The sequence below is a fragment of the Brenneria rubrifaciens genome (genome assembly GCF_005484945.1).
Taxonomy (GTDB): Bacteria; Pseudomonadota; Gammaproteobacteria; order Enterobacterales; family Enterobacteriaceae; genus Brenneria; species Brenneria rubrifaciens.
The window spans coordinates 660,502-680,662 of sequence record NZ_CP034035.1 but is presented as its reverse complement, the minus strand read 5'-3'; the positions used below and the strand labels follow the sequence as shown (position 1 = coordinate 680,662).

Below are 20,161 nucleotides of genomic sequence, written 5' to 3'. Positions count from 1 at the left end.
TGATGTTTGACGATCGCTAGTCTTAAACGGCGCCCTCGGGTGCCGTTTTGAGTAATGCGATTCTAACCTAAATCAAATAACAGATTAGCGTGGCCGGAAACGCGGCACGCCCAGACGAATAGTCAAACCGCCCTGCTCTCCGTTTTCGGCTTCGATATTACCGCCATGCGCCAATATCACCTTGCGGGCAATCGCCAATCCCAGACCATATCCTTTCCCGGACAGCGGTGATTCGATACGAATAAAGGGATCAAAAATACTGGATAATTTGCCTTTCTCGACCCCCGGCCCCTGATCGGACACCCGGATCGTCCATTCATTGTCGTCACTGGTCAACGTCACGCGTACTTGCTGGGCAGGCTCAGAAAAACGCAGCGCGTTACGCACAATGTTGTCGACGGCTCGGCGCATCAGCTCCGCATTGCCCTTGACCGTGTAATCATCGTTCTCATCAGCCTGTAACAGAATCTCCACGCCAGGCACCTGCGCCTCGTAGCGGGCATCATTCACCACCGCGGTCACCAGCCCCAACAGGTCGAAATATTCCTCTTCGACGCCGATGTTTTGCGTGCGTGACAACGTCAGCAACTCACCGATCATCTTATCCATACGTTCCGCTTCCCGCGCTATCCGCAGCAGCGAGTTTTCAATGTTATCCGCATGCTGACGCGCCAGCCCAATCGCCAATTGCAGCCGAGCCAGCGGTGAACGCAGCTCATGGGATACATCGTGCAGCAGTTGTTCGCGAGCGCTCACCAATACATCCAACCGTTCCACCATCGAGTCGAAATCACGCGCCACCGCACTGATTTCGTCGTGCCGCCTGCGCATCGCCGGAAATAACCGCACGGTTAGATCGCCCTGCGCCACCTGTTCGAAACCGGCGCGCAGTTGACTCAACGGCCGCGCCAGATTCCAGGCCAGTAACCAACTGAATAGCAGCCCGCCAACCCCCGCGATCCATAGTAAAGGGGCCGGAACATTTAGAAACTCCATCGGACGCGGCGGCCGAAATTGGCTGCGCAGCCGCTCCACATCGTATCGAATCTGATACCACTCGCCATCCGGCCCACGCAGCCGCTCAACCCTATCCCTGGCGCGCTCCCCGGGACGGCCATTCGGCCCAACGAAACCGGAAGGCGGCATGCCAGGTTCGGTGCGCGCCTGCTCTGACTCCGGTAGTGGCGACATCGTGACCGAGATATATTGCCGTTCACGCTCTGGCAGCAGCAACATCACTTCACTAGCCTCAGGCAAACCGCCATGTTGCAATGCCGTCGACACCATTGCTATCTGCATGCTCGCAATCCGCATCACCGCCACTTCTTCCACTGGCTTCTGATGCATTCCATAGAAAGAAAACGTCAGCCACAGCAGTTGTGAAATAACAATAAACGTCAGCCAGAATCCCAGCAGTATTTTCCAGAAAAGCCGCCCGCGCATCATCATCAACGGATTCGGTATCCCACGCTGCGAACGGTTTCAATCGTCATAAAGTTGCCTTCCAGCGCACTGAGTTTCTGGCGGATATTACTGATATGCACATCCACACTGCGGTCGTAAGCTTCGCGCCGACGGCCCAGGCATTTTTCTGACAGTTCGTCCTTCGATACCACGCGATCCGGTGAGCGCAGCAGCAATTCCAGCAAATTGAATTCGGAGGCCGTCAGATCAAAAGTCTTGCCACGCCACTCGCTGGTGCGGGTTGCCGGATTGAGCAGCAGATCGCCCGACACCGCCAGGCTTTCATCCACCTTTTTGCTCGGCTGATCGTCATAACGGCGCAGCACCGCCCGCAGCCGGGCCACCAATTCCCGCGGATAACAGGGTTTTGGCATATAGTCATCCGCCCCCATTTCCAGTCCGATCACACGATCGATATTGTCCCCTTTCGCCGTCAGCATAATGACCGGCAGTTGCTGGTTTTTTCTTATCTGCCGCAGCACATCAATACCGCTCATGTCCGGCAGCATAATATCGAGAATAATCGCCGTGTATTCTCCTGACATCGCGCCATCAATCCCTTCTTTGCCGGTCAGTGCCCTCGATGTCGCAAACCCTTCGGCGCTCAGGTATTCGCCCAGCATATTTCCCAGCTCAACGTCATCATCGACCAGTAAGATTTTCATATCCTGTCCCCATTCTCGGATCTATCGTGTATTCTCAGTGCTGCAAAAAATCTTCGCAGCCGGATTTACCGAATCCTTACCATTTCTTTCAGTAAAGATTACCGATAATTGTATGTACTCAGAGTAGATTAGCCTTTTTGATATTCACGCTGACTCTGATGCATTTTTTAAGGACGATGACCCCCTGATGCAATCACAATTTCTAACAACCCGTAACGTTATTATTATGGTTGGCGTTGTTGCTATCGCCGTGCTCATATATTGGTTTATATCGCGGCCCGCTCCCGGATTAAACTATATCACCACAACGGCGGAAGTCGCCGATCTCGAACAAACCGTGTTGGCGGACGGTACGATTGAAGCGCAAAAGCTGGTTAGCGTTGGTGCACAGGCTTCGGGGCAAATCAAAGCGCTGCACGTCACATTAGGGGATAAAGTCAAAAAAGGTCAGTTGATCGCGGAGATCGATGACCTCACTCAACAGGATACGTTGAAAAACAGCGAAGCCGCATTGAAAAACGTCCAGGCGCAGCGGACAGCCAAACAAGCCGAATTACGCAATTACACCGTAAGCTGGCAGCGCCAGCAAATGCTGATGCAACGGGGCGTTGGCGCACAGGCCGATTACGATAGCGCCAAAGCGACGCTGGACGCCACCAAAGCCAACATCGACGCGCTGGACGCACAAATCGTACAGGCTCAAATTGCCGTCAACACCGCCCGGGTCAATCTGGGCTATACCAAGATCCTCGCCCCGATGGACGGGACGATCGTTTCCATTCCGGTGGAGGCAGGGCAAACCGTTAACGCGACGCAAAGTACGCCAACCATCGCCAAAGTCGCCAATTTGGACACCATGACGATCAAAGCCCAAATTTCAGAAGCTGATATCGTCAAAGTCAAAACCGGTATGCCGGTCTGGTTCAGTATTCTGGGAGAATCCAATAAACGCTATGAGGCAAAACTTAGCTCAATTGAACCGGCGCCAGACTCAATCGATGATGATGACACCAGTACGTCATCATCCAGTTCGAGCAGCAGCACCTCATCCAGCAACGCGATCTACTACAATGGCCTGTTTGATGTGCCAAACATTGACGGCGTACTGCGCATTTCAATGACGGCCCAGGTCTACATTCTGCTGTCGTCCGTTAAAAATGCCGTTGTCGTGCCGGCTACCGCGCTGAGCACGCGCGACGGCAAATGGGTTGTTCAGGTGGTTGACGCCAATAAAAGGGTTGAAGCACGGGCCGTTACTGTTGGGCTGAACGACAGTGTCCGAACCCAGATCCTCTCGGGCGTCAGCGCTGGCGAACAAGTGATTATCGGCCAGCAATTCGGCGACGCGGCCTCAAGCCGCCACGACTCGCCAATGGGGATGTAACGCATGTCCACACCATTACTCAAGCTGACCGATATCTCCCGGCGCTTCGCCAACGGCGAACAAACCGTCACCGTACTGAAAAACGTCAACCTGACGATCAATCAGGGCGAAATGGTGGCGATCGTCGGCGCATCAGGTTCAGGCAAATCCACGCTGATGAACATCCTGGGCTGCCTGGATAGACCCTCGTCAGGCACCTACCTGGTCGCCGGGCGCGCCGTCGGCAAACTGAATAGCGATCAACTGGCTGAACTGCGCCGCGAACATTTTGGTTTTATTTTCCAGCGCTATCACTTGCTGAGCGATCTGACCGCACAGGGCAATGTCGAAGTGCCGGCGATTTATGCCGGAAAAGATCGTGAGGCCAGACGCCGGCGGGCAACGGAGCTGCTTTCGCGGCTGGGGCTGGAAAATCGTCTCGATTACCGCCCCAATCAGCTCTCGGGCGGCCAGCAACAGCGGGTAAGTATTGCCAGAGCTTTGATGAACGGCGGCGGCGTCATGTTGGCGGATGAGCCCACCGGCGCCCTGGATACGCAAAGCGGCAACGAAGTGCTCAACATATTGGGCGACCTGCATGCGCAGGGCAACACGGTCATTATTGTGACGCACGATATGCAGATTGCGGAGCACGCTCAGCGGATCATTGAACTGCGCGATGGCGAGGTTATCGCCGATCGTATGATAAAACCGGCGATCGCCACCCGCTCACGGCAAGAAACCGCCACCCCGCCGGCGACCTCTGAGTTGAACCAATTTAAGGATCGCTTTGTTGATGCCTTCAAAATGGCGCTGCTGGCCATGAACGCCCAGCGGATGAGAACCTTTCTGACCATGCTGGGGATCATCATTGGTATCGCGTCAGTGGTTTCGGTGGTAGCGCTGGGCAAGGGATCTCAGGAGCAAGTGCTTGCCGACATCAATGCCATGGGCACCAGTACGCTGGAAATTTTCCCCGGTAAAGATTTTGGCGACATGGACGCCAGCGCGATTCAGACATTACGCGCCAGTGATATTTTACCTCTGGCGCAGCAGCCCTATGTTCACAGCGTGACGCCATCCATCTCAACCAGCGCCACGCTACGCTACGGCAATATCGCGGTATCGGCGAACGCCTCTGGCGTAGGTGAACAGTTCTTTACCGTGCGGGGATACACGCTGGATCGCGGCATCACATTTCCCCGCAGCAGTATCGACAATCTGACGCAGGACGCCGTGATCGATAACAACACCCGCGACAAACTCTTTCCGCATGGAGAAGATCCCATCGGCAAGGTGATTCTGCTGGATTCGCTTCCCTGCCGGATTATCGGCGTAGTCGTCAAGAGTCAAAGCGGCTTCGGCAGTGATGAAAATCTCAATGTCTGGGTGCCCTATACGACGGTCATGAAACGCATGGTCGGGCAGTCATACCTGAAGAGCATCACTATTCGGGTGAAAGACAACATCGACATGAGCGTTGCAGAGCAAGGCATTACGCAACTTCTGACGCAACGGCACGGCACAAAGGATTTCTTTGTCATAAATACCGACAGTATCCGCCAGATGATAGAGAAAACCACCACCACTTTGACGCTGCTTATTTCTATGATCGCCCTGATTTCCCTGCTGGTTGGCGGAATTGGCGTGATGAATATCATGCTGGTTTCGGTCACCGAACGCACCAGGGAAATTGGCGTACGCATGGCAGTCGGCGCCCGCACCAGCGATATCATGCAGCAGTTTCTCATTGAGGCCGTGCTGGTTTGTCTGTTTGGCGGGGTGTTGGGGGTCGCGCTTTCTCTGGCCATCGGCGTGCTATTTGGTCAGTTCAGCAACAGCTTCACGATGGTGTATTCCAACCTATCCATTGTGGCGGCCTTCCTGTGCTCCAGTCTGATCGGCGTCGTCTTTGGCTTCTTCCCTGCCCGCCGCGCCTCACGCATGGAACCCATTCATGCATTGGAAAGGGAATAATCGCATATTGCCCCTGAACGCCATAACAATCGGGGGCAGAGCGCGTTTAATCAAACACGCCGGTCGATAAGTAACGATCGCCGCGATCGCAGGCTATCGCCACGATCACACTACCGGGATTTTCAGCCGCCAATCGTAACGCGCCGGATACCGCGCCCCCCGTGCTGACGCCGCAGAAAATGCCCTCCTTACGGGCCAGATGGCGCAGCGTATTTTCCGCTTCGCCCTGCGAGATATCCATGATGCAATCGACGAGGTCGGCCCGGAAAATTCCCGGCATATAGTCCGCGTCCCAACGCCGGATGCCGGGGATATGGCTACCCTCCGCAGGCTGTAACCCCACCGTGCAGATTTCATGATTTTGTTGTTTCAGATAGCGGCTGACGCCGGAAATCGTGCCGGTCGTGCCCATGCTGGAAACAAAATGCGTCAGTTTTCCGGCGCTCTGTTGCCAGATTTCCGGGCCGGTAGTCAGAAAATGCGCCAGCGCATTGTCCTGATTATTAAATTGATCGAGGTTTTTTCCTTCGCCCGAACGCGCCATTTTCTGCGCCAAATCGCGCGCGCCTTCCATTCCCGTCTGTTGGTCGACCAGCACCAGTTCGGCGCCATAGGCACGCATCGCCATCTGGCGTTCATGGCTCATGTTCTCCGGCATCAGCAAACGCAGGCGATAACCTTTTACCGCCGCAATCATGGCCAGCGCAATACCGGTATTTCCGCTGGTCGCTTCAATCAACCGGTCGCCGGGAGCGATCTCGCCGCGTTTTTCCGCCTGCGTGATCATGGAAAGCGCCGCCCGATCTTTGACCGAACCCGCCGGGTTATTGCTTTCCAGCTTCAGCCAGATCTCACTGTCCAACCTTTGCGTCAAACGCTGTAACTTCACCAGCGGGGTATTGCCAATGCAATGTTCAAGAAAACAATGTTTAAGCGTTGTCACGAATGGAATCCTAGAAAGCAGCCGATGCCTGCACAAGCCAGCATCAGGAAACGCGCATTACGGATTACAGCGCCAGCAACCGGGTCAGGGAAGGCGCAAAGAAATAGCTGCCGCTCACCGCGCGGGTAAACCGCAGCATATCGTCACGTTTGCCATCCCGCTCGCCAAACATGCTGAGCAATTGCTGCTCAATGTTGTGCAGACGAGCACAATAGGCAATGAAGTATAACCCATGCTTACCGCTGGCCGTGCCATAGGGCAGGCTTTGACGCAGAATCTTCAGTCCTTTTCCGTCTTCTTGCAAATCGACACGGCTGAGATGCGAAGTCATAGGACGCCGATCGGCCTCCAACTCTTCATTATCCTGCTTCGTACGCCCAATCATCTGTTCCTGCCGCTCAACGCCAAGACGCTGCAACTGCTTCAGATTATGCTCCCAGCGCTGAACAAAAACATAGCTACCGCCCGCGTCGGGCTGCGCCTCGGGAATAATCGCCACGGCCCGGCGCGCTTCACCCTGCGGGTTTTCCGTGCCATCGATAAAGCCGCTCAGATCGCGCCCCTCTATCCAGCGGAAACCATGCGTTTCCTCTTCAACGTGAATGGCGTTGCCAAAAGCCGCCAGCGCCGCCAACGCCAGACTAAAATTGACGTCATGACACAGCGACTGAATATGGATCAGCAGGTCGCGCTGAGTCGCCGGCGCCAGCCCCTTGCCCAGCGGGGTGAAAGACTTAAGCTCAGTGGCGCTATTTTGGCAATCCAGATCGCGCCAGATATCATTGCCAAACGCCACAACCGCTCCCAGCCCGGCATCAGGAAACTGTTGCTGCAACGCCGACAGCGTCTGGCAAAACTTTTTGCATCCCTGGCGGATGGCATCAAATTCCCCTTGCACCATCGCTTCAATAAAAATGGCAAAACGGCGATGCTCCAGCAAAATACCGCTTTGAATTTGTGTCATTTCAGTTCCCTCAATATCAGATTCTTCTTTTGTTGTTGTTTTTAGTACAGTTGCGGCGTATGTCGACGCAGTACGGCTATCATACCGGAAGAAATCTGATTTTTATTTTGCGTGAAAACAAAATTAATCGCGTGCCTGCGCATGCCAGACAATTTTGCTCACCCGCCATGTTTTGAGAACATCGTCAGACGGCATCAGACCTTCCGGGCCGCGCCATTCGCCGCTGTACAGGTAGCTGACATGTTTACTCTGCGGCGCCGCACACTCGACGCTTTGCGCATCCTCACCCCGTCCCCGTTGGCAGGCGTCAAACGCCTTGCTGTAAGTGTCGCTGAATGCATCCCCGATCTTCACGCCCCATACGCTATCGATCGCCGCGTCCATCACCTCGACTTTCTTAACGCTGCTTTTAGGCTGGCCGCTGATCACTAGCTTCACCTCCCCGCCGTCCAACGCCTGAAAAAACGCCACCAGATCGCCATTGGACGTCCCCATGCCGCTGCGGAGTTGATAATCGCCGTTCAGCGCGCTTTGCAACGCGCTTTCCGATAGCGGCGTCCCGGCATTAATACCGCCGACACCCGCGTCCGATACCTGCAACGCCCTACCGAACCCGTCAAAAGGCGATAGGCTGGACCAGGAGAAATCGGACAATGTGCCGCACCCGGTCAGTAGCAGCGGTAACCCCAGTAACAGCGGGCGAAACTTCATGACATCTACTCCTCAATATTGAACGGCTTCCGGCGCCAGACACGACAAATTCAGTACTCCTGATCCTCGATCAGCCGTTTTCCCAGCGTCACGCAGTCGACGATTTCGTAATCCAGCTTTTCGTACATGCTAATCACCGCGTCGTTGTCTTCACGCACCATCAGGTGAATCTTCGGACAACCGCGGGCAATGAGCTTTTTTTCCAGTCGGCTGATCAGCGCGTTGGCAATACCGCGGCCACGGTAATCCGGGTGAACGCCCAGATAGTAGGCAGACCCGCGATGCCCATCGTATCCGCCCATCACCGAGCCAACCACTTCGCCACTCACTTCGGCGACCAGAAACAAATCAAGATCGTGATTCAGCTTACGTTCAATATCCATTTCAGGATCGTTCCACGGGCGCAATAAATCACAACGCTCCCACAGAGTGATCACTTCCTCAAAGTCATCTTGCCTGAATATGCGGATTTCCATCACGTTTGCCACTTTGTCATTAGATCTGTTCTGATTATCGCGTGATTTTTGCCAGACGCAATCTCAAATTGTCGCTCACCGACAGGCGGCAATCAGAGTCAGACGCGGTGGCCGTCTTTATTGCGCGTCAATAATCGTTATACTGGCCGCATTGTTGCCTTACCTTGTGCCCGATAAAAGGACGTACGCATGTTAAACATCAGCGCTGTAAAACAATTTCTTCTTAATATGCAGGATGAGATCTGCCGGCAGCTTGCAAAAACCGATGGCACAACCGATTTCGTTGAAGATATCTGGCAGCGGGCAGAAGGCGGCGGCGGACGCAGCCGCGTGTTATCCGGCGGCGGTGTCTTCGAACGGGCCGGGGTCAATTTCTCCCATGTCACCGGCAGTTCGCTTCCCTCTTCCGCCAGCGCCCATCGCCCCGAACTCGCGGGCCGGAATTATCAGGCGATGGGCGTATCGCTGGTTATTCACCCACAGAATCCCTATGTTCCCACCAGTCATGCCAACGTGCGCTTTTTTATCGCGGAAAAACCGGGCGAAGATCCCGTATGGTGGTTTGGCGGCGGCCTTGACTTAACCCCATTCTATGGCTTCAAGGAAGATGCGGTGCACTGGCACCGGACGACCCACGATTTGTGCCGTCCGTTCGGCGAAGATGTCTACCCGCGTTATAAAAAATGGTGTGACGACTATTTCTTCCTGAAGCATCGTAGTGAGGCGCGTGGCATTGGCGGGCTGTTCTTCGACGATCTGAACACACCCGATTTTGATAGCGCTTTCGCCTTTACCCGCGCGGTTGGAGAAGGCTTTCTGGATGCCTATCTGCCGATTGTCGAGCGCCGCAAAGCGTTGCCGTGGGGAGAGCGGGAACGCGAATTCCAGCTTTATCGCCGCGGGCGTTACGTGGAATTCAATCTGGTTTGGGACCGCGGGACGCTATTCGGCCTGCAAAGCGGTGGACGTACTGAATCGATCTTAATGTCCATGCCGCCGCTGGCGCGCTGGGAATATCAGTATCACCCTCAGCCTGATAGCCCGGAAGCGGCGCTGTACCGGGATTTTCTGCCCGCCAAAGACTGGCTGAGCGAAGATGACAGCCCTGCCGCCGAAACGGAGTAACACATCATGCAGATTTGGGTCGATGCCGACGCCTGTCCCAATGTCATCAAAGACGTGCTGTACCGTGCGGCAGAGCGCACGGAAACACCGACGACGCTGGTTGCCAATCAATCGCTGAAAGTGCCGGCGTCGCGTTTTATTCACACGCTGCGCGTTTCAGCCGGATTCGATGTCGCCGATAACGAAATTGTCCGCCGCGTCTCACCGGGCGATTTAGTGATAACCAGCGATATTCCGCTGGCAGCCGACGTAATCGAAAAAGGGGGCATCGCCTTAAATCCCCGCGGTGAACGCTACACGCCCGACACCATTCGCGAGCGGCTGAACATACGGGATTTTATGGACACCATGCGGGCCAGCGGGATACAAACCGGCGGGCCGAACGCGCTGAACCAGCGCGACCGTCAGCAGTTCGCCAATGAACTGGACAAATGGTTGCGGCAAAACCGGTGATGTCTTTTAAAGACGCGGTGGTTAAACAAAGACGGCGACGCCGGTTGAATCTTCGCAAAATAACTTGAATTTTACCCTGATGACAAAAAAACCCGGTAAAACAGACTTGCTACCGGGCTTTTTCTTATATTGGCAGAGGATTACAGCGGCTGCGTTTGCGCTTCCACCACCGCCAGCGCCACCATGTTGACGATACGGCGTACCGACGCGATCGGCGTCAGAATATGTACCGGTTTGGCAACTCCCATCAGTACCGGCCCAATCGTGACGCCTTCGGAAGAAGAGACACGCAGCAGGTTATAGCTGATACGCGCCGCTTCCATATTCGGCATAATCAGAATATTGGCCGAGCCTTTCAGCGGGCTGTCCGGCATTTGCTCGCGGCGGATCGCTTCGACCAACGCGGAGTCACCGTGCATTTCACCATCGATTTGCAATTCCGGCGCCAGTTTATTGACCCGCGCCAGCGTCTCGCGCATTTTCTGTGCCGTCGGCGAATCGGACGTGCCAAAACTGGAGTGGGACAGCAGCGCCACTTTAGGTTCAATACCGAAACGACGTACGGTCTGCGCCGCCATCAGCGTGATCTCCGCCAGTTGTTCCGACGTTGGATCGGCGTTGACATAGGTATCGGCGATGAAAGTATTACCGCTTGGCAACATCAATGCGTTCATGGCGCCGGCAACGTGAACGCCGTCGCGATAACCAAAGACTTTTTCCACCACGTCGAAATGTTCTTCGTACGTCCCGATGGTTCCGCAAATCAGCGCGTCTGCCTCACCGCGCAACACCATGATGGAGCCGATCAGCGTCGGATTGCCGATCACCGCGCGCTGCGCTTGTTCCTGCGACACGCCACGGCGTTTCATGAGATTGAAATACTCACTCCAATACTCCTTGAAACGCGGATCGGATTCATTGTTGACCACTTCAAAGTCTTTACCGATGGTCAGTTGCAGCCCCAGCTTTTGCAAACGCATCTCGATAACGCTGGGACGGCCAATCAGAATCGGGAACGCCAGCCCCAGCGTGACCAGCTCCTGCGTCGCGTGCAGCACGCGCGCGTCTTCACCTTCCGCAAACACAACCCGTTTTGGCTGCTGGCGCGCCTGAGAAAAAATCGGCTTCATGAACAGGTTGGTCTTGTAGACAAACTGCGTCAGTTTTTCGATATAGGCATCGAAATCCTCAATCGGACGCATTGCCACGCCGGATTCCATCGCCGCTTTCGCCACAGCCGGAGCAATTTTGATAATCAGACGCGGATCGAACGGTTTCGGAATCAGGTATTCCGGGCCGAATGACAGTTCCTGATCGCCATAGGCGGACGCCACCACTTCACTCTGCTCAGCCAGCGCGAGATTGGCGATAGCGTGAACGCAGGCCAGCTTCATCTCTTCGTTGATGGTGGTCGCTCCCACATCCAGCGCGCCGCGGAAGATGAATGGGAAGCACAGTACATTGTTCACCTGATTCGGATAGTCCGAACGACCGGTGCAGATAATGGCGTCCGGGCGTACCGCTTTCGCCAGCGGCGGCAGGATTTCCGGTTCCGGGTTCGCCAGCGCCATAATCAACGGACGCGGCGCCATGGTTTTCACCATATCCTGCGTCAACACGCCGGGGCCGGAGCAGCCAAGAAAGATATCGGCGTCAGGAATCACATCCGCCAGTTTGCGGGCGCCGTTATCCTGAACGGCATAAGCGGCTTTGGTTTCTTCCATGTTTTCGTCACGGCCCTGATAAATCACGCCGCGAGAATCGCAGACCACAATGTTGTGCTTCTGAAGGCCCAGCGCCACCAGCAGGTTCAGACAGGCGATCGACGCCGCCCCCGCGCCGGATACCACCAGACGGACATCGGAAATATTCTTTTCCACCACCCGCAACCCGTTAAGCACCGCGGCGGTACAGATGATGGCGGTGCCGTGCTGATCGTCGTGGAACACCGGGATCTTCATGCGCTCGCGCAGCTTTTTCTCAATGTAGAAACATTCCGGCGCTTTAATGTCTTCCAGGTTGATGCCGCCAAACGTCGGCTCCAGCGCGGCAACGACGTCGATAAGTTTATCCGGATCGAGTTCATCCACCTCAATGTCGAATACGTCAATGCCAGAGAATTTTTTAAACAGGACGCCCTTGCCTTCCATAACCGGCTTACCGGCCAGTGCGCCGATATTGCCCAGGCCAAGAACGGCGGTCCCGTTGGAGATAACCGCGACCAGATTGCCACGCGCGGTATACTTGTATGCGGCCAGCGGATCTTCAGCAATTTCCAGACAGGGTGCAGCCACACCGGGAGAATAAGCCAGCGCCAGATCGCGCTGAGTCGCCAGCGGCTTGGTTGGCGAAACCTGAATTTTTCCAGGAACCGGATATTGGTGAAAATCAAGCGCGCTTTGCTTTAGTTGTTCATCCATCTTTTAATCCTTTATCGGTTTTTGTTGTGTCGTGCATGTAGAGTCAGGAGTGCTCAGTATGAGTGTTTACTTATTGAGAAACTATGAAGAATGGCAAAAACAGGAAGTGAATACCGATTAATATAGTTATTTTATTGATTGCTTTTTATACCGGTGGCGTGTCGCTATTTAGACGCTATAGTTATGCGCATAAACATGCGCCAGCGCGTTAGAACGTCGGCGTTGCGGATCAAAATCATTACGCGCGGAGGCACGGAATATCGGTACTGAGCGGACAACAGAGTCCGTTTCTGTTTGGCGACTGCCTGCCCCCCGGCCTGTGACAGCCTTCCGGCCGCCCATCCGTTCTCACGATTTTTATCCGATCGTCGTAATCAGAAAAAGCGTATGTCATTTTGATCGTAAGTAGTGCAGTGTGGTGTCCTGCGTTACGGGCGCTGATTTCGCTTGTTTCCTCCTCTCTTTCACTTCTTATTACAAGGAGCTCAACCATGAATCAATTAGAAGCCCTTAAACAGTTTACCGTGGTTGTCGCCGATAGCGGTGATATCGACTCCATTCGCCAGTTTGCGCCGCAGGACGCCACCACCAATCCGTCTCTGATCTTGAAAGCCGCCAGTCTGCCTCAGTATCAGCCGCTATTCGATGAGGCCCTTGCCTACGCCCGGCAACAAGGCGGCGGCAAAGAAACTCAGCTCATCAATGCCAGCGACAGGCTGGCGGTGAACATTGGGGCGGAAGTGCTGAAAAGTATTCCGGGACGTATTTCCACCGAAGTGGATGCCCGACTCTCGTTCGATCGCGGGATGTGCGTCGCAAAAGCTCGTAAGCTCATTGGGATGTATCAGGAAAAAGAGATTCCGCGCTCGCGCATCCTGATAAAACTGGCCGCCACCTGGGAAGGCATCCGCGCCGCCGAAGAACTGGAAAAAGAAGGCATCAACTGTAACCTGACGCTGCTGTTCTCCTTTGCCCAGGCCCGTGCCTGCGCTGAAGCGGGCGTCTATCTGATTTCACCGTTCGTCGGACGCATTTATGACTGGTATCAGGCCAGGCAGCCCGCCGGTGATTATCAGGTCGAGAACGATCCCGGCGTTGAGTCGGTGCGCAATATTTATGCTTATTACAAGCGCTACCGTTATCCGACCGTGATCATGGGCGCCAGTTTCCGTAAAGTTGAACAGATTCTGGCGCTGGCAGGCTGCGATCGTCTGACCATTTCTCCTGCTCTGCTCGAACAGTTGAAAAACAATAATGACCCCGTAGAACGCCAGTTGACGCCGTCAACAGAAGCCTTCCATCAACCGCCGCCGTTATCCGAAGCAGAATTCCGCTGGGAGCATTACCAGGACCCGATGGCGGTGGAGAAACTGGCTGAAGGCATTCGTCTGTTCGCCGCTGACCAGCAAAAACTGGAAGCGATGCTGGCGCCTAAACTGTAATTTTCGGCGTAAGCGCAGGCGTTACCGCAGTCATTGCCTGACGCTAACGTAACGCTATGAAAACCGCCGCACGCATTACGGCGGTTTTATATTTCCTCCCGGTAAATCCCTATTGCGCACAGTATGATCGACACCGCTATAGAACATTTTCAGATTTGCTTTTCCATAATTCATCTTTGTGTTTTCCAGCAAAAAACAATACCTTTTATGATAAATAACCAATTGTTTTAAATAATAAAAAAGCAAATACAGGGATTCCTTGCGCAATTACTAAAGTAACAATATTCAACGGACATAAGATATAGCCTTTTTTTATTTGTCCTGTTTTAACAAGATGATTAAAAGGGGGAATACATCTGAGCGGCATTATCTGCCAGTCACACACAGCAGCTATCCGTTTTCTTTCCATAAGAAAAAACGATTTATTTTTTCAATGCCTTTTTAATAAAGGTGTTTTGGCTAACCCAGGTAAAGACAATGAAAAAACATCTATTCGCCTTTCCGTTATTGATGCTAGGCCTATTGCCGTCCGCATTCTCCGCTGACCAAAATGTTCCCACGACCCGAACGATTCAGGTACAGGAAGACGCCGCGTTAAAAGCCAAAGTACCGGAGTCAATCATCAAAAGAGGCTTTATTGTTGCGGGGACGAACCCGAATACGCCGCCCACGACATTTTATCAGGAAGATAATAAAACATTGGCAGGTCGGGAAATTGACATCATGAACGCCATCGGCGACCGTCTGGGCGTGCCGGTCAACTGGCGTGATACCGGCGGGTTTGACAACATTATTCCCGGCCTGAAATCCGGCCGTTACGATGTGGCGCTATCGAATATCAACGCCACGCAAAAACGGCTGGCGCAAATCGATTTCATCGGTTATTTCAACTCTACCAAACTGGCGATCATTTCCCTCAAAGATACGAAAGTGACGCCTTTTACGTCGCTAAGCGCGGTGTGCGGTAAAGAAGTGGGCGCCGGAGCAGGCACCACCCAGTTGCTGCGCTTGCAGGAAGCCGATAAAGCGTGCGTCGCGGCACAGAAACACCCCATCAAGATTGCGATCTTCCCGGATCGTCCGGCAGGCGTGCAGGCCGTTATCAGCGGACGCGTGCCGATGTTCTTCGGCCCTTATGAAGGATTGCGCTATCAGGTCAGCCAGGTGAAACGGTTGGAAATCAGTGGTGATATCGCCGTCAACGACGCGCCAGTTTCCATTGCGTTTCCTAAAAATTCTGAATTGGAAGACGCCGTTCAGGCCGCACTCAATTCACTGATCAAAGACGGCACCTATCAGAAGATCCTGGATAAATGGGATATCGGTTATGGCGCCGTTAACGAAGCGAAACGTAATGCAGAGATCTTCGGATGAGCAAGCCAACCCCTAATCAGGAACTGCACATCGTTGCCAACAGGCACTACGGGCGCTGGATAAGCGCCTTGCTGGTTGTGTTGCTGATGGGCGCGGTCGTGCATTCCGTTATGAATAACCCGCGCTTTGAATGGCAGGTGGTCGTAGACAGTTTCACGGAAGAGTCCATCATTCAGGGCGTGCTCATGACGCTGAAACTCACCGCCATTTCGGTGGTGCTGGGCTTCGGCGGCGGCACGATTCTGGCGCTGATGCGCCTGTCCAGTAACCCGGTGCTGGCCGCGGTGAGCTGGGGCTACACCTGGTTTTTCCGCGGTGTGCCGATGCTGGTGCAGCTGTTTCTCTGGTATAACATTGCCGCGCTCTATCCCACCATTTCGCTCTCGCTGCCTTTTTTCGGTGAGATATTCAGCGTGCCGGGCAATACGCTGATCAGCCCGTTCAACGCGGCGGTGATCGCGCTGGTTATGCATCAGTCCGCTTATGCGGCGGAAATTGTGCGTGCCGGAATCCAAAGCGTAAATCCCGGACAGATCGAAGCGGCCAAAGCGCTGGGATACCGTAAACCCCAGATTTTCTGCTACACCGTGTTACCGCAGGCCATGCGCGCCATCCTGCCTCCCGCCGGGAATGAGGTCATCGGCCAGCTCAAAACCACCGCTGTCGTTTCCGTGATCTCACTTCAGGACGTGCTTTATTCCGCGCAGATTATCTACCAGCGCACCTATGAGGTGATCCCGTTACTCCTGGTGGCGACAATCTGGTATCTGCTACTGACTTCGGTTCTGTCGATAGGCCAATACTACGTGGAACGTTATTTCAGCCGGTCAACGCTCAGGCGGAAAAAACCGGCCAAGATGCGCAACAAACCCGCCGCGTTAATCGCCGCACGTATTCAACCCTCAGAAAGACGGCAACCGAGCGAATCTCCCGGCGTTTAGCCGGCAAGGTAACCGCGGGCAAAAACAGCGCGCATCAACAAAAGAAGATAAGGCGTTATGCAGAGTGTTAACGTAGGAAAAATCAGCAATGGGTGAAGCGATCAAGCTGCAAAATGTGCGGAAATCTCTTTCGGGCAACATTATCCTGGATGATATCGATCTGGAGATGGAGGCAGGCTCCGTTACCGCGATCCTTGGGCCGTCAGGCGCGGGAAAATCCACGCTGTTGCGCTGCATCAACCATCTGGAAAAACTTGATGGCGGCACCATCTGCGTCGGCGATACGCTGGTCGGGTATCGTCAAAAGGGCAACCGGCTCTTTGAGCTGAGCGACAGCCACGTGGCGGCGCAGCGCTGCAAGATCGGCATGGTTTTTCAGCATTTTAACCTTTTTCCCCACAGAACGGTGCTGCAAAACGTCACGGACGCCCCTTTGCGCGTCGGGAAAAGAGACAAGCAGGAAGTGTATGCTCAGGCGTTTTCGCTACTGCAACAGGTCGGGCTGGCAGACAGGGCCGATGACTGGCCGCATCAGCTTTCCGGCGGTCAGCAGCAGCGCGTCGCCATTGCCCGCGCATTAGCGATGAATCCACAGGTCATGCTGTTTGACGAACCGACCTCGGCGCTGGACCCGGAACTGGTTGGCGAAGTGTTGCAGGTGATCAAAAAGCTGGCGCATTCCGGCATAACCATGGCCATCGTGACGCATGAAATCGGTTTTGCCAGAGAAATCGCCGATAACATCGTCTTTATGGAAAACGGAAAGATCGTCGAAACCGGCCCAGCCAGACAAGTGTTGGATGCGCCGCGCAACCCGCGTACTCAGGCGTTTTTTTCAACGGTGCTGTGATGTCCTCCCGCCGTTCTTCCCGGCTTAACGCCGATATTGTCCACTAGCACGAGATCGCCATGCGAGCCCAAAAAACACATAGCGCGCACTGGGGTGTATTCAGCGCCAACATGGAGGGCGCGCGCCTACACATCCGGCCTTTTGACCAAGATCCCGACCCTAATCCGCTGACGGATAATTTTCTCAATGCGCTGGATCATCCGGCGCGCATCCGCACGCCAGCGGTACGCCGGGGCTGGCTGGAGAACGGCCCTGGGCCGGACAACCAGCGCGGAGCCGATGAATATATCGCCATCAGTTGGGATAAAGCATTTCACCTGCTGACGGCGGAACTACAGCGCGTCAATACCCGTTTCGGCCCGGAGGCGATCTTTGGCGGCTCGTACGGCTGGTCGAGCGCCGGTCGCTTTCACCACGCGCAGAGCCAGGTGCATCGCTTCCTGAATATCGCGCTGGGCGGCTATGTTCGATCGGTGAATACCTATAGCTCCGGGGCCGCGTCGGTGCTGTTGCCCCATATCATCGGCGATCTGAACGAAGTGGCGCGCCGGGGCGTTAACTGGGAGCAAATAGCCCAATATACCGATGTGGTGATCGCGTTCGGCGGGATGGCGCTGAAAAACTCCCGGGTCGCGAGCGGCGGCATTAGCGAGCACACGGAAAAAGGCTTTATGCGGCAAGCCGCTGCCAGAGGCGCGCGGTTTATCAATATCAGCCCGTTGCAAAGCGATATGCCCGCCGAGTCGCGGGCCGAATGGATCGGCATCCGTCCCGGCACGGATAGCGCCTTAATACTCGCCATACTGCACACGTTGGTAAGCCGCCGATATTGTGACGAACATTTCCTCGCCACCTACTGTGTGGGCTGGGAACGCTTTCTTGATTATCTGCTGGGCGAAACGGACGGACAACCGAAGACGCCGGAGTGGGCATCGGCCATTTGCGGCATAGACGCCTGCCAGATTGACGCGCTGGCCGCCAGCCTGCACAACAAGCGAGTACTGGTGACGGTCGCCCATGCGCTGCAACGCGCCGAACATGGGGAACAGCCCGTCTGGCTGGGTATGGTGCTGGCCGCCGCGTTGGGGCAGCACGGTCTGCCGGGCGGCGGCTATGCATACGCGCTGGGGGCGCTGGGGCATTATGGCAAACACCATAATCAGGTCGCATTTCCGGCGCTCCCGCAGGGTGTCAACGGCATTAACCGTTTTATCCCGGTGGCGCGTATCGCGGATTGTCTGCTCCATCCCGGCGAGCCGTTCGCGTTCAACGGACAGACGCTAACCTACCCCGACATTAAGCTGGCCTACTGGGCGGGCGGCAACCCTTTTCACCATCATCAGGATTTAGGGCGTTTAAGGCGGGCCTTCAGTCGGCTGGATACCTTGATCGTCCATGAAATCGCCTGGACCGCAACCGCACGCCATGCCGATATCGTGCTGCCCGCCACCATGACGCTGGAGCGGGAAGACATTGGCGGCACGCCAACCGATCCGCATCTGGTCGCCATGCATCGCATCGCCGAGCCCTTTGCCGAAGCCAAAGACGACTACGCAATTTTTACCGAGTTATCCCGTCGTCTGGGAAAGGAGGAAGCCTTTACCGAAGGACGTACCAGCCGAGAGTGGCTGCAACATCTCTATCAGCAGATGCGGACTAAAATGCAGGCGCAGGGTGAGGCATTTCCTGACTTTGATGCGTTCTGGGAACAAGGCATCATACGTTTACCACAATGTAAAGACGGCGGTCGCCTGCTGAGCGCATTTCGTCACGATCCCATACGGCATCCGTTGCCGACGCCCAGCGGCAAACTGGAAATCTTTTCTGAAACCATTGCGGGTTTCGGCTATCGGGATTGCCCCGGCCACCCCGTCTGGCTTGAGCCGGAGCAGCGGCCGACGGCGGCGTTTCCGCTCTATCTTATCGCCAACCAACCCGCGACGCGGCTGCATAGCCAACTGGATTTTGGTTTGCACAGCGTCGAGGGGAAACGGCGTGAACGCGAAGTGTGCCGCCTTCATCCTGAGGATGCCCGCCGCCGGGGAATCGGCGATGGCGATATTGTCCGGCTGTTTAACACCCGCGGCGCTTGTCTGGCCTGCGCGCAGCTCAGCTCGGAGATTGTGCCGGGCGTCATCCAGCTACCGACCGGAGCATGGTTTGACCCGGACGATCCGCTGGCCGAACTGCCTTTTTGCCGTCACGGCAATCCTAACGTGCTGACGCTCGATAAAGGCACCTCAGCGCTGGGTCAGGGGTGCTGCGGCCAGATTACAGTGGTCGAAGTCGAACGCTTTACCGGGCCGATCCCGCCGGTTACCGCTTTTGTTCCCCCACCTTTTCGTCAGGATGGCGCAACTTGAACCATCAGCCCCCAGGGGCTGATTATTTCGCAAACCATCCCTGAATTTGCGCGTGTTGCAACAGCATGATGGTCTTGGCGTCTTTGATCCGGCCATCTTTGATCATTGCCATTGCCTGCGTGAACGGCAGTTCCAACACTTCAATGTCTTCATCTTCCACGCCGCCCCCCGCATTATCACGCAAAGATGCGTCATACTCAGCCGCGAAGAAATGCAGCCGTTCGGTAATACCGCCAGGCGACATGTAGGCATCGAACAGCTTCTCGACCTTGCCGAGCGCATAACCGGTCTCTTCAATTGCTTCATTGCGGATACACACTTCCGGCGAGTTATCATCCAGCAACCCGGCGCAGGCTTCCAGCAGCATGCCGCTTTCATTACCGTTGACATAAGTGGGAATGCGGAACTGGCGCGTCAGCACCACCGTACCATTCTCACGGTTGTACAGCAGAATGGTCGCGCCATCGCCACGGTCGTACACCTCGCGGATCTGACGTACCACACCACCATTCTTTCTTTTTAAATCAAATACATATTTATGAAGAATAAACCAGTCATCGGACAGAAGTTTCTTTTCGATAAGCGTAATTGGCGACGACATAACTGAACCCCATAAAGGAAGAATCAGTG

Annotated in this window: 17 protein-coding genes; 9 read left to right on the top strand and 8 right to left on the bottom strand. The window is 54.9% G+C overall.

Annotation, left to right across the window (positions count from 1 at the left end; all coding sequences use genetic code 11):
- Positions 1–84 precede the first annotated feature (84 nt).
- Both EH207_RS03210 and EH207_RS03205 read right to left on the bottom strand, forming a co-directional pair.
- On the bottom strand, positions 85–1,449 hold the full coding sequence (locus tag EH207_RS03210; protein WP_137712706.1) for an ATP-binding protein: 1,365 nt from the start codon (positions 1,447–1,449) through the stop codon (positions 85–87).
- On the bottom strand, positions 1,449–2,129 hold the full coding sequence (locus EH207_RS03205; RefSeq protein WP_137712705.1) for a response regulator transcription factor: 681 nt from the start codon (positions 2,127–2,129) through the stop codon (positions 1,449–1,451). Before EH207_RS03205 ends, EH207_RS03210 begins: the two co-directional genes overlap by 1 nt.
- Before the next feature lie 187 nt (positions 2,130–2,316).
- On the opposite strand from EH207_RS03205, the gene EH207_RS03200 reads away from it, so the two are divergent.
- Together EH207_RS03200 and EH207_RS03195 are read left to right on the top strand one after the other, a co-directional pair.
- Complete coding sequence (locus tag EH207_RS03200; RefSeq protein ID WP_137712704.1) at positions 2,317–3,513, top strand: efflux RND transporter periplasmic adaptor subunit; 1,197 nt, start codon at positions 2,317–2,319, stop codon at positions 3,511–3,513.
- Positions 3,514–3,516: 3 nt separating this feature from the next.
- Entirely contained in the window at positions 3,517–5,469 is a 1,953-nt protein-coding gene (locus EH207_RS03195; RefSeq protein WP_137712703.1) for a MacB family efflux pump subunit, read from the top strand.
- A gap of 46 nt (positions 5,470–5,515) precedes the next feature.
- Here EH207_RS03195 and cysM read toward each other — a convergent pair whose 3' ends face one another.
- From cysM to EH207_RS03175, 4 genes are all read right to left on the bottom strand, one after another.
- Positions 5,516–6,412, bottom strand: coding sequence for a cysteine synthase CysM (gene cysM / locus EH207_RS03190; RefSeq protein WP_137712702.1), 897 nt, complete (start codon positions 6,410–6,412; stop codon positions 5,516–5,518).
- Positions 6,413–6,476: 64 nt separating this feature from the next.
- Complete coding sequence (locus EH207_RS03185; RefSeq protein ID WP_137712701.1) at positions 6,477–7,376, bottom strand: Dyp-type peroxidase; 900 nt, start codon at positions 7,374–7,376, stop codon at positions 6,477–6,479.
- Between the two features lie 123 nt (positions 7,377–7,499).
- A complete protein-coding gene (locus EH207_RS03180; protein WP_137712700.1) occupies positions 7,500–8,087 on the bottom strand; it encodes an RpoE-regulated lipoprotein in 588 nt (195 codons plus the stop codon).
- Positions 8,088–8,137: 50 nt separating this feature from the next.
- Positions 8,138–8,563, bottom strand: coding sequence for a GNAT family acetyltransferase (locus EH207_RS03175; protein ID WP_137712699.1), 426 nt, complete (start codon positions 8,561–8,563; stop codon positions 8,138–8,140).
- Between the two features lie 189 nt (positions 8,564–8,752).
- Between EH207_RS03175 and hemF the strand changes: the two genes are divergently transcribed.
- Positions 8,753–9,688 (top strand): oxygen-dependent coproporphyrinogen oxidase, encoded by a 936-nt coding sequence (gene hemF, locus EH207_RS03170; protein WP_137712698.1) that lies wholly within the window; start codon positions 8,753–8,755, stop codon positions 9,686–9,688.
- Positions 9,689–9,694: 6 nt separating this feature from the next.
- A complete protein-coding gene (locus EH207_RS03165) occupies positions 9,695–10,141 on the top strand; it encodes a YaiI/YqxD family protein (protein ID WP_137712697.1) in 447 nt (148 codons plus the stop codon).
- Between the two features lie 140 nt (positions 10,142–10,281).
- Here EH207_RS03165 and maeB read toward each other — a convergent pair whose 3' ends face one another.
- Complete coding sequence (gene maeB, locus EH207_RS03160) at positions 10,282–12,561, bottom strand: NADP-dependent oxaloacetate-decarboxylating malate dehydrogenase (protein WP_137712696.1); 2,280 nt, start codon at positions 12,559–12,561, stop codon at positions 10,282–10,284.
- Between the two features lie 491 nt (positions 12,562–13,052).
- Between maeB and tal the strand changes: the two genes are divergently transcribed.
- The 5 genes from tal to EH207_RS03135 all read left to right on the top strand — a co-directional run bounded on the left by tal (position 13,053) and on the right by EH207_RS03135 (position 19,531).
- The gene (gene tal, locus EH207_RS03155; RefSeq protein WP_137712695.1) at positions 13,053–14,003 is read left to right on the top strand and encodes a transaldolase; all 951 of its coding nucleotides are present in this window, start codon (positions 13,053–13,055) and stop codon (positions 14,001–14,003) included.
- Positions 14,004–14,480: 477 nt separating this feature from the next.
- Complete coding sequence (locus tag EH207_RS03150; RefSeq protein ID WP_137712694.1) at positions 14,481–15,377, top strand: ABC transporter substrate-binding protein; 897 nt, start codon at positions 14,481–14,483, stop codon at positions 15,375–15,377.
- On the top strand, positions 15,374–16,318 hold the full coding sequence (locus EH207_RS03145) for an amino acid ABC transporter permease (protein ID WP_137712693.1): 945 nt from the start codon (positions 15,374–15,376) through the stop codon (positions 16,316–16,318). Before EH207_RS03150 ends, EH207_RS03145 begins: the two co-directional genes overlap by 4 nt.
- A gap of 88 nt (positions 16,319–16,406) precedes the next feature.
- Entirely contained in the window at positions 16,407–17,168 is a 762-nt protein-coding gene (locus EH207_RS03140; RefSeq protein ID WP_137712692.1) for an amino acid ABC transporter ATP-binding protein, read from the top strand.
- Positions 17,169–17,227: 59 nt separating this feature from the next.
- Positions 17,228–19,531 (top strand): molybdopterin guanine dinucleotide-containing S/N-oxide reductase, encoded by a 2,304-nt coding sequence (locus tag EH207_RS03135; RefSeq protein WP_137712691.1) that lies wholly within the window; start codon positions 17,228–17,230, stop codon positions 19,529–19,531.
- A gap of 22 nt (positions 19,532–19,553) precedes the next feature.
- Here the strand turns inward: EH207_RS03135 and nudK are convergent, their stop codons facing one another.
- Positions 19,554–20,132 carry a GDP-mannose pyrophosphatase NudK gene (nudK, locus tag EH207_RS03130; RefSeq protein WP_137712690.1) on the bottom strand — a complete coding sequence of 193 codons (579 nt, stop codon included), beginning with the start codon at positions 20,130–20,132 and terminating at the stop codon, positions 19,554–19,556.
- Between the last annotated feature and the right edge of the window lie 29 nt (positions 20,133–20,161).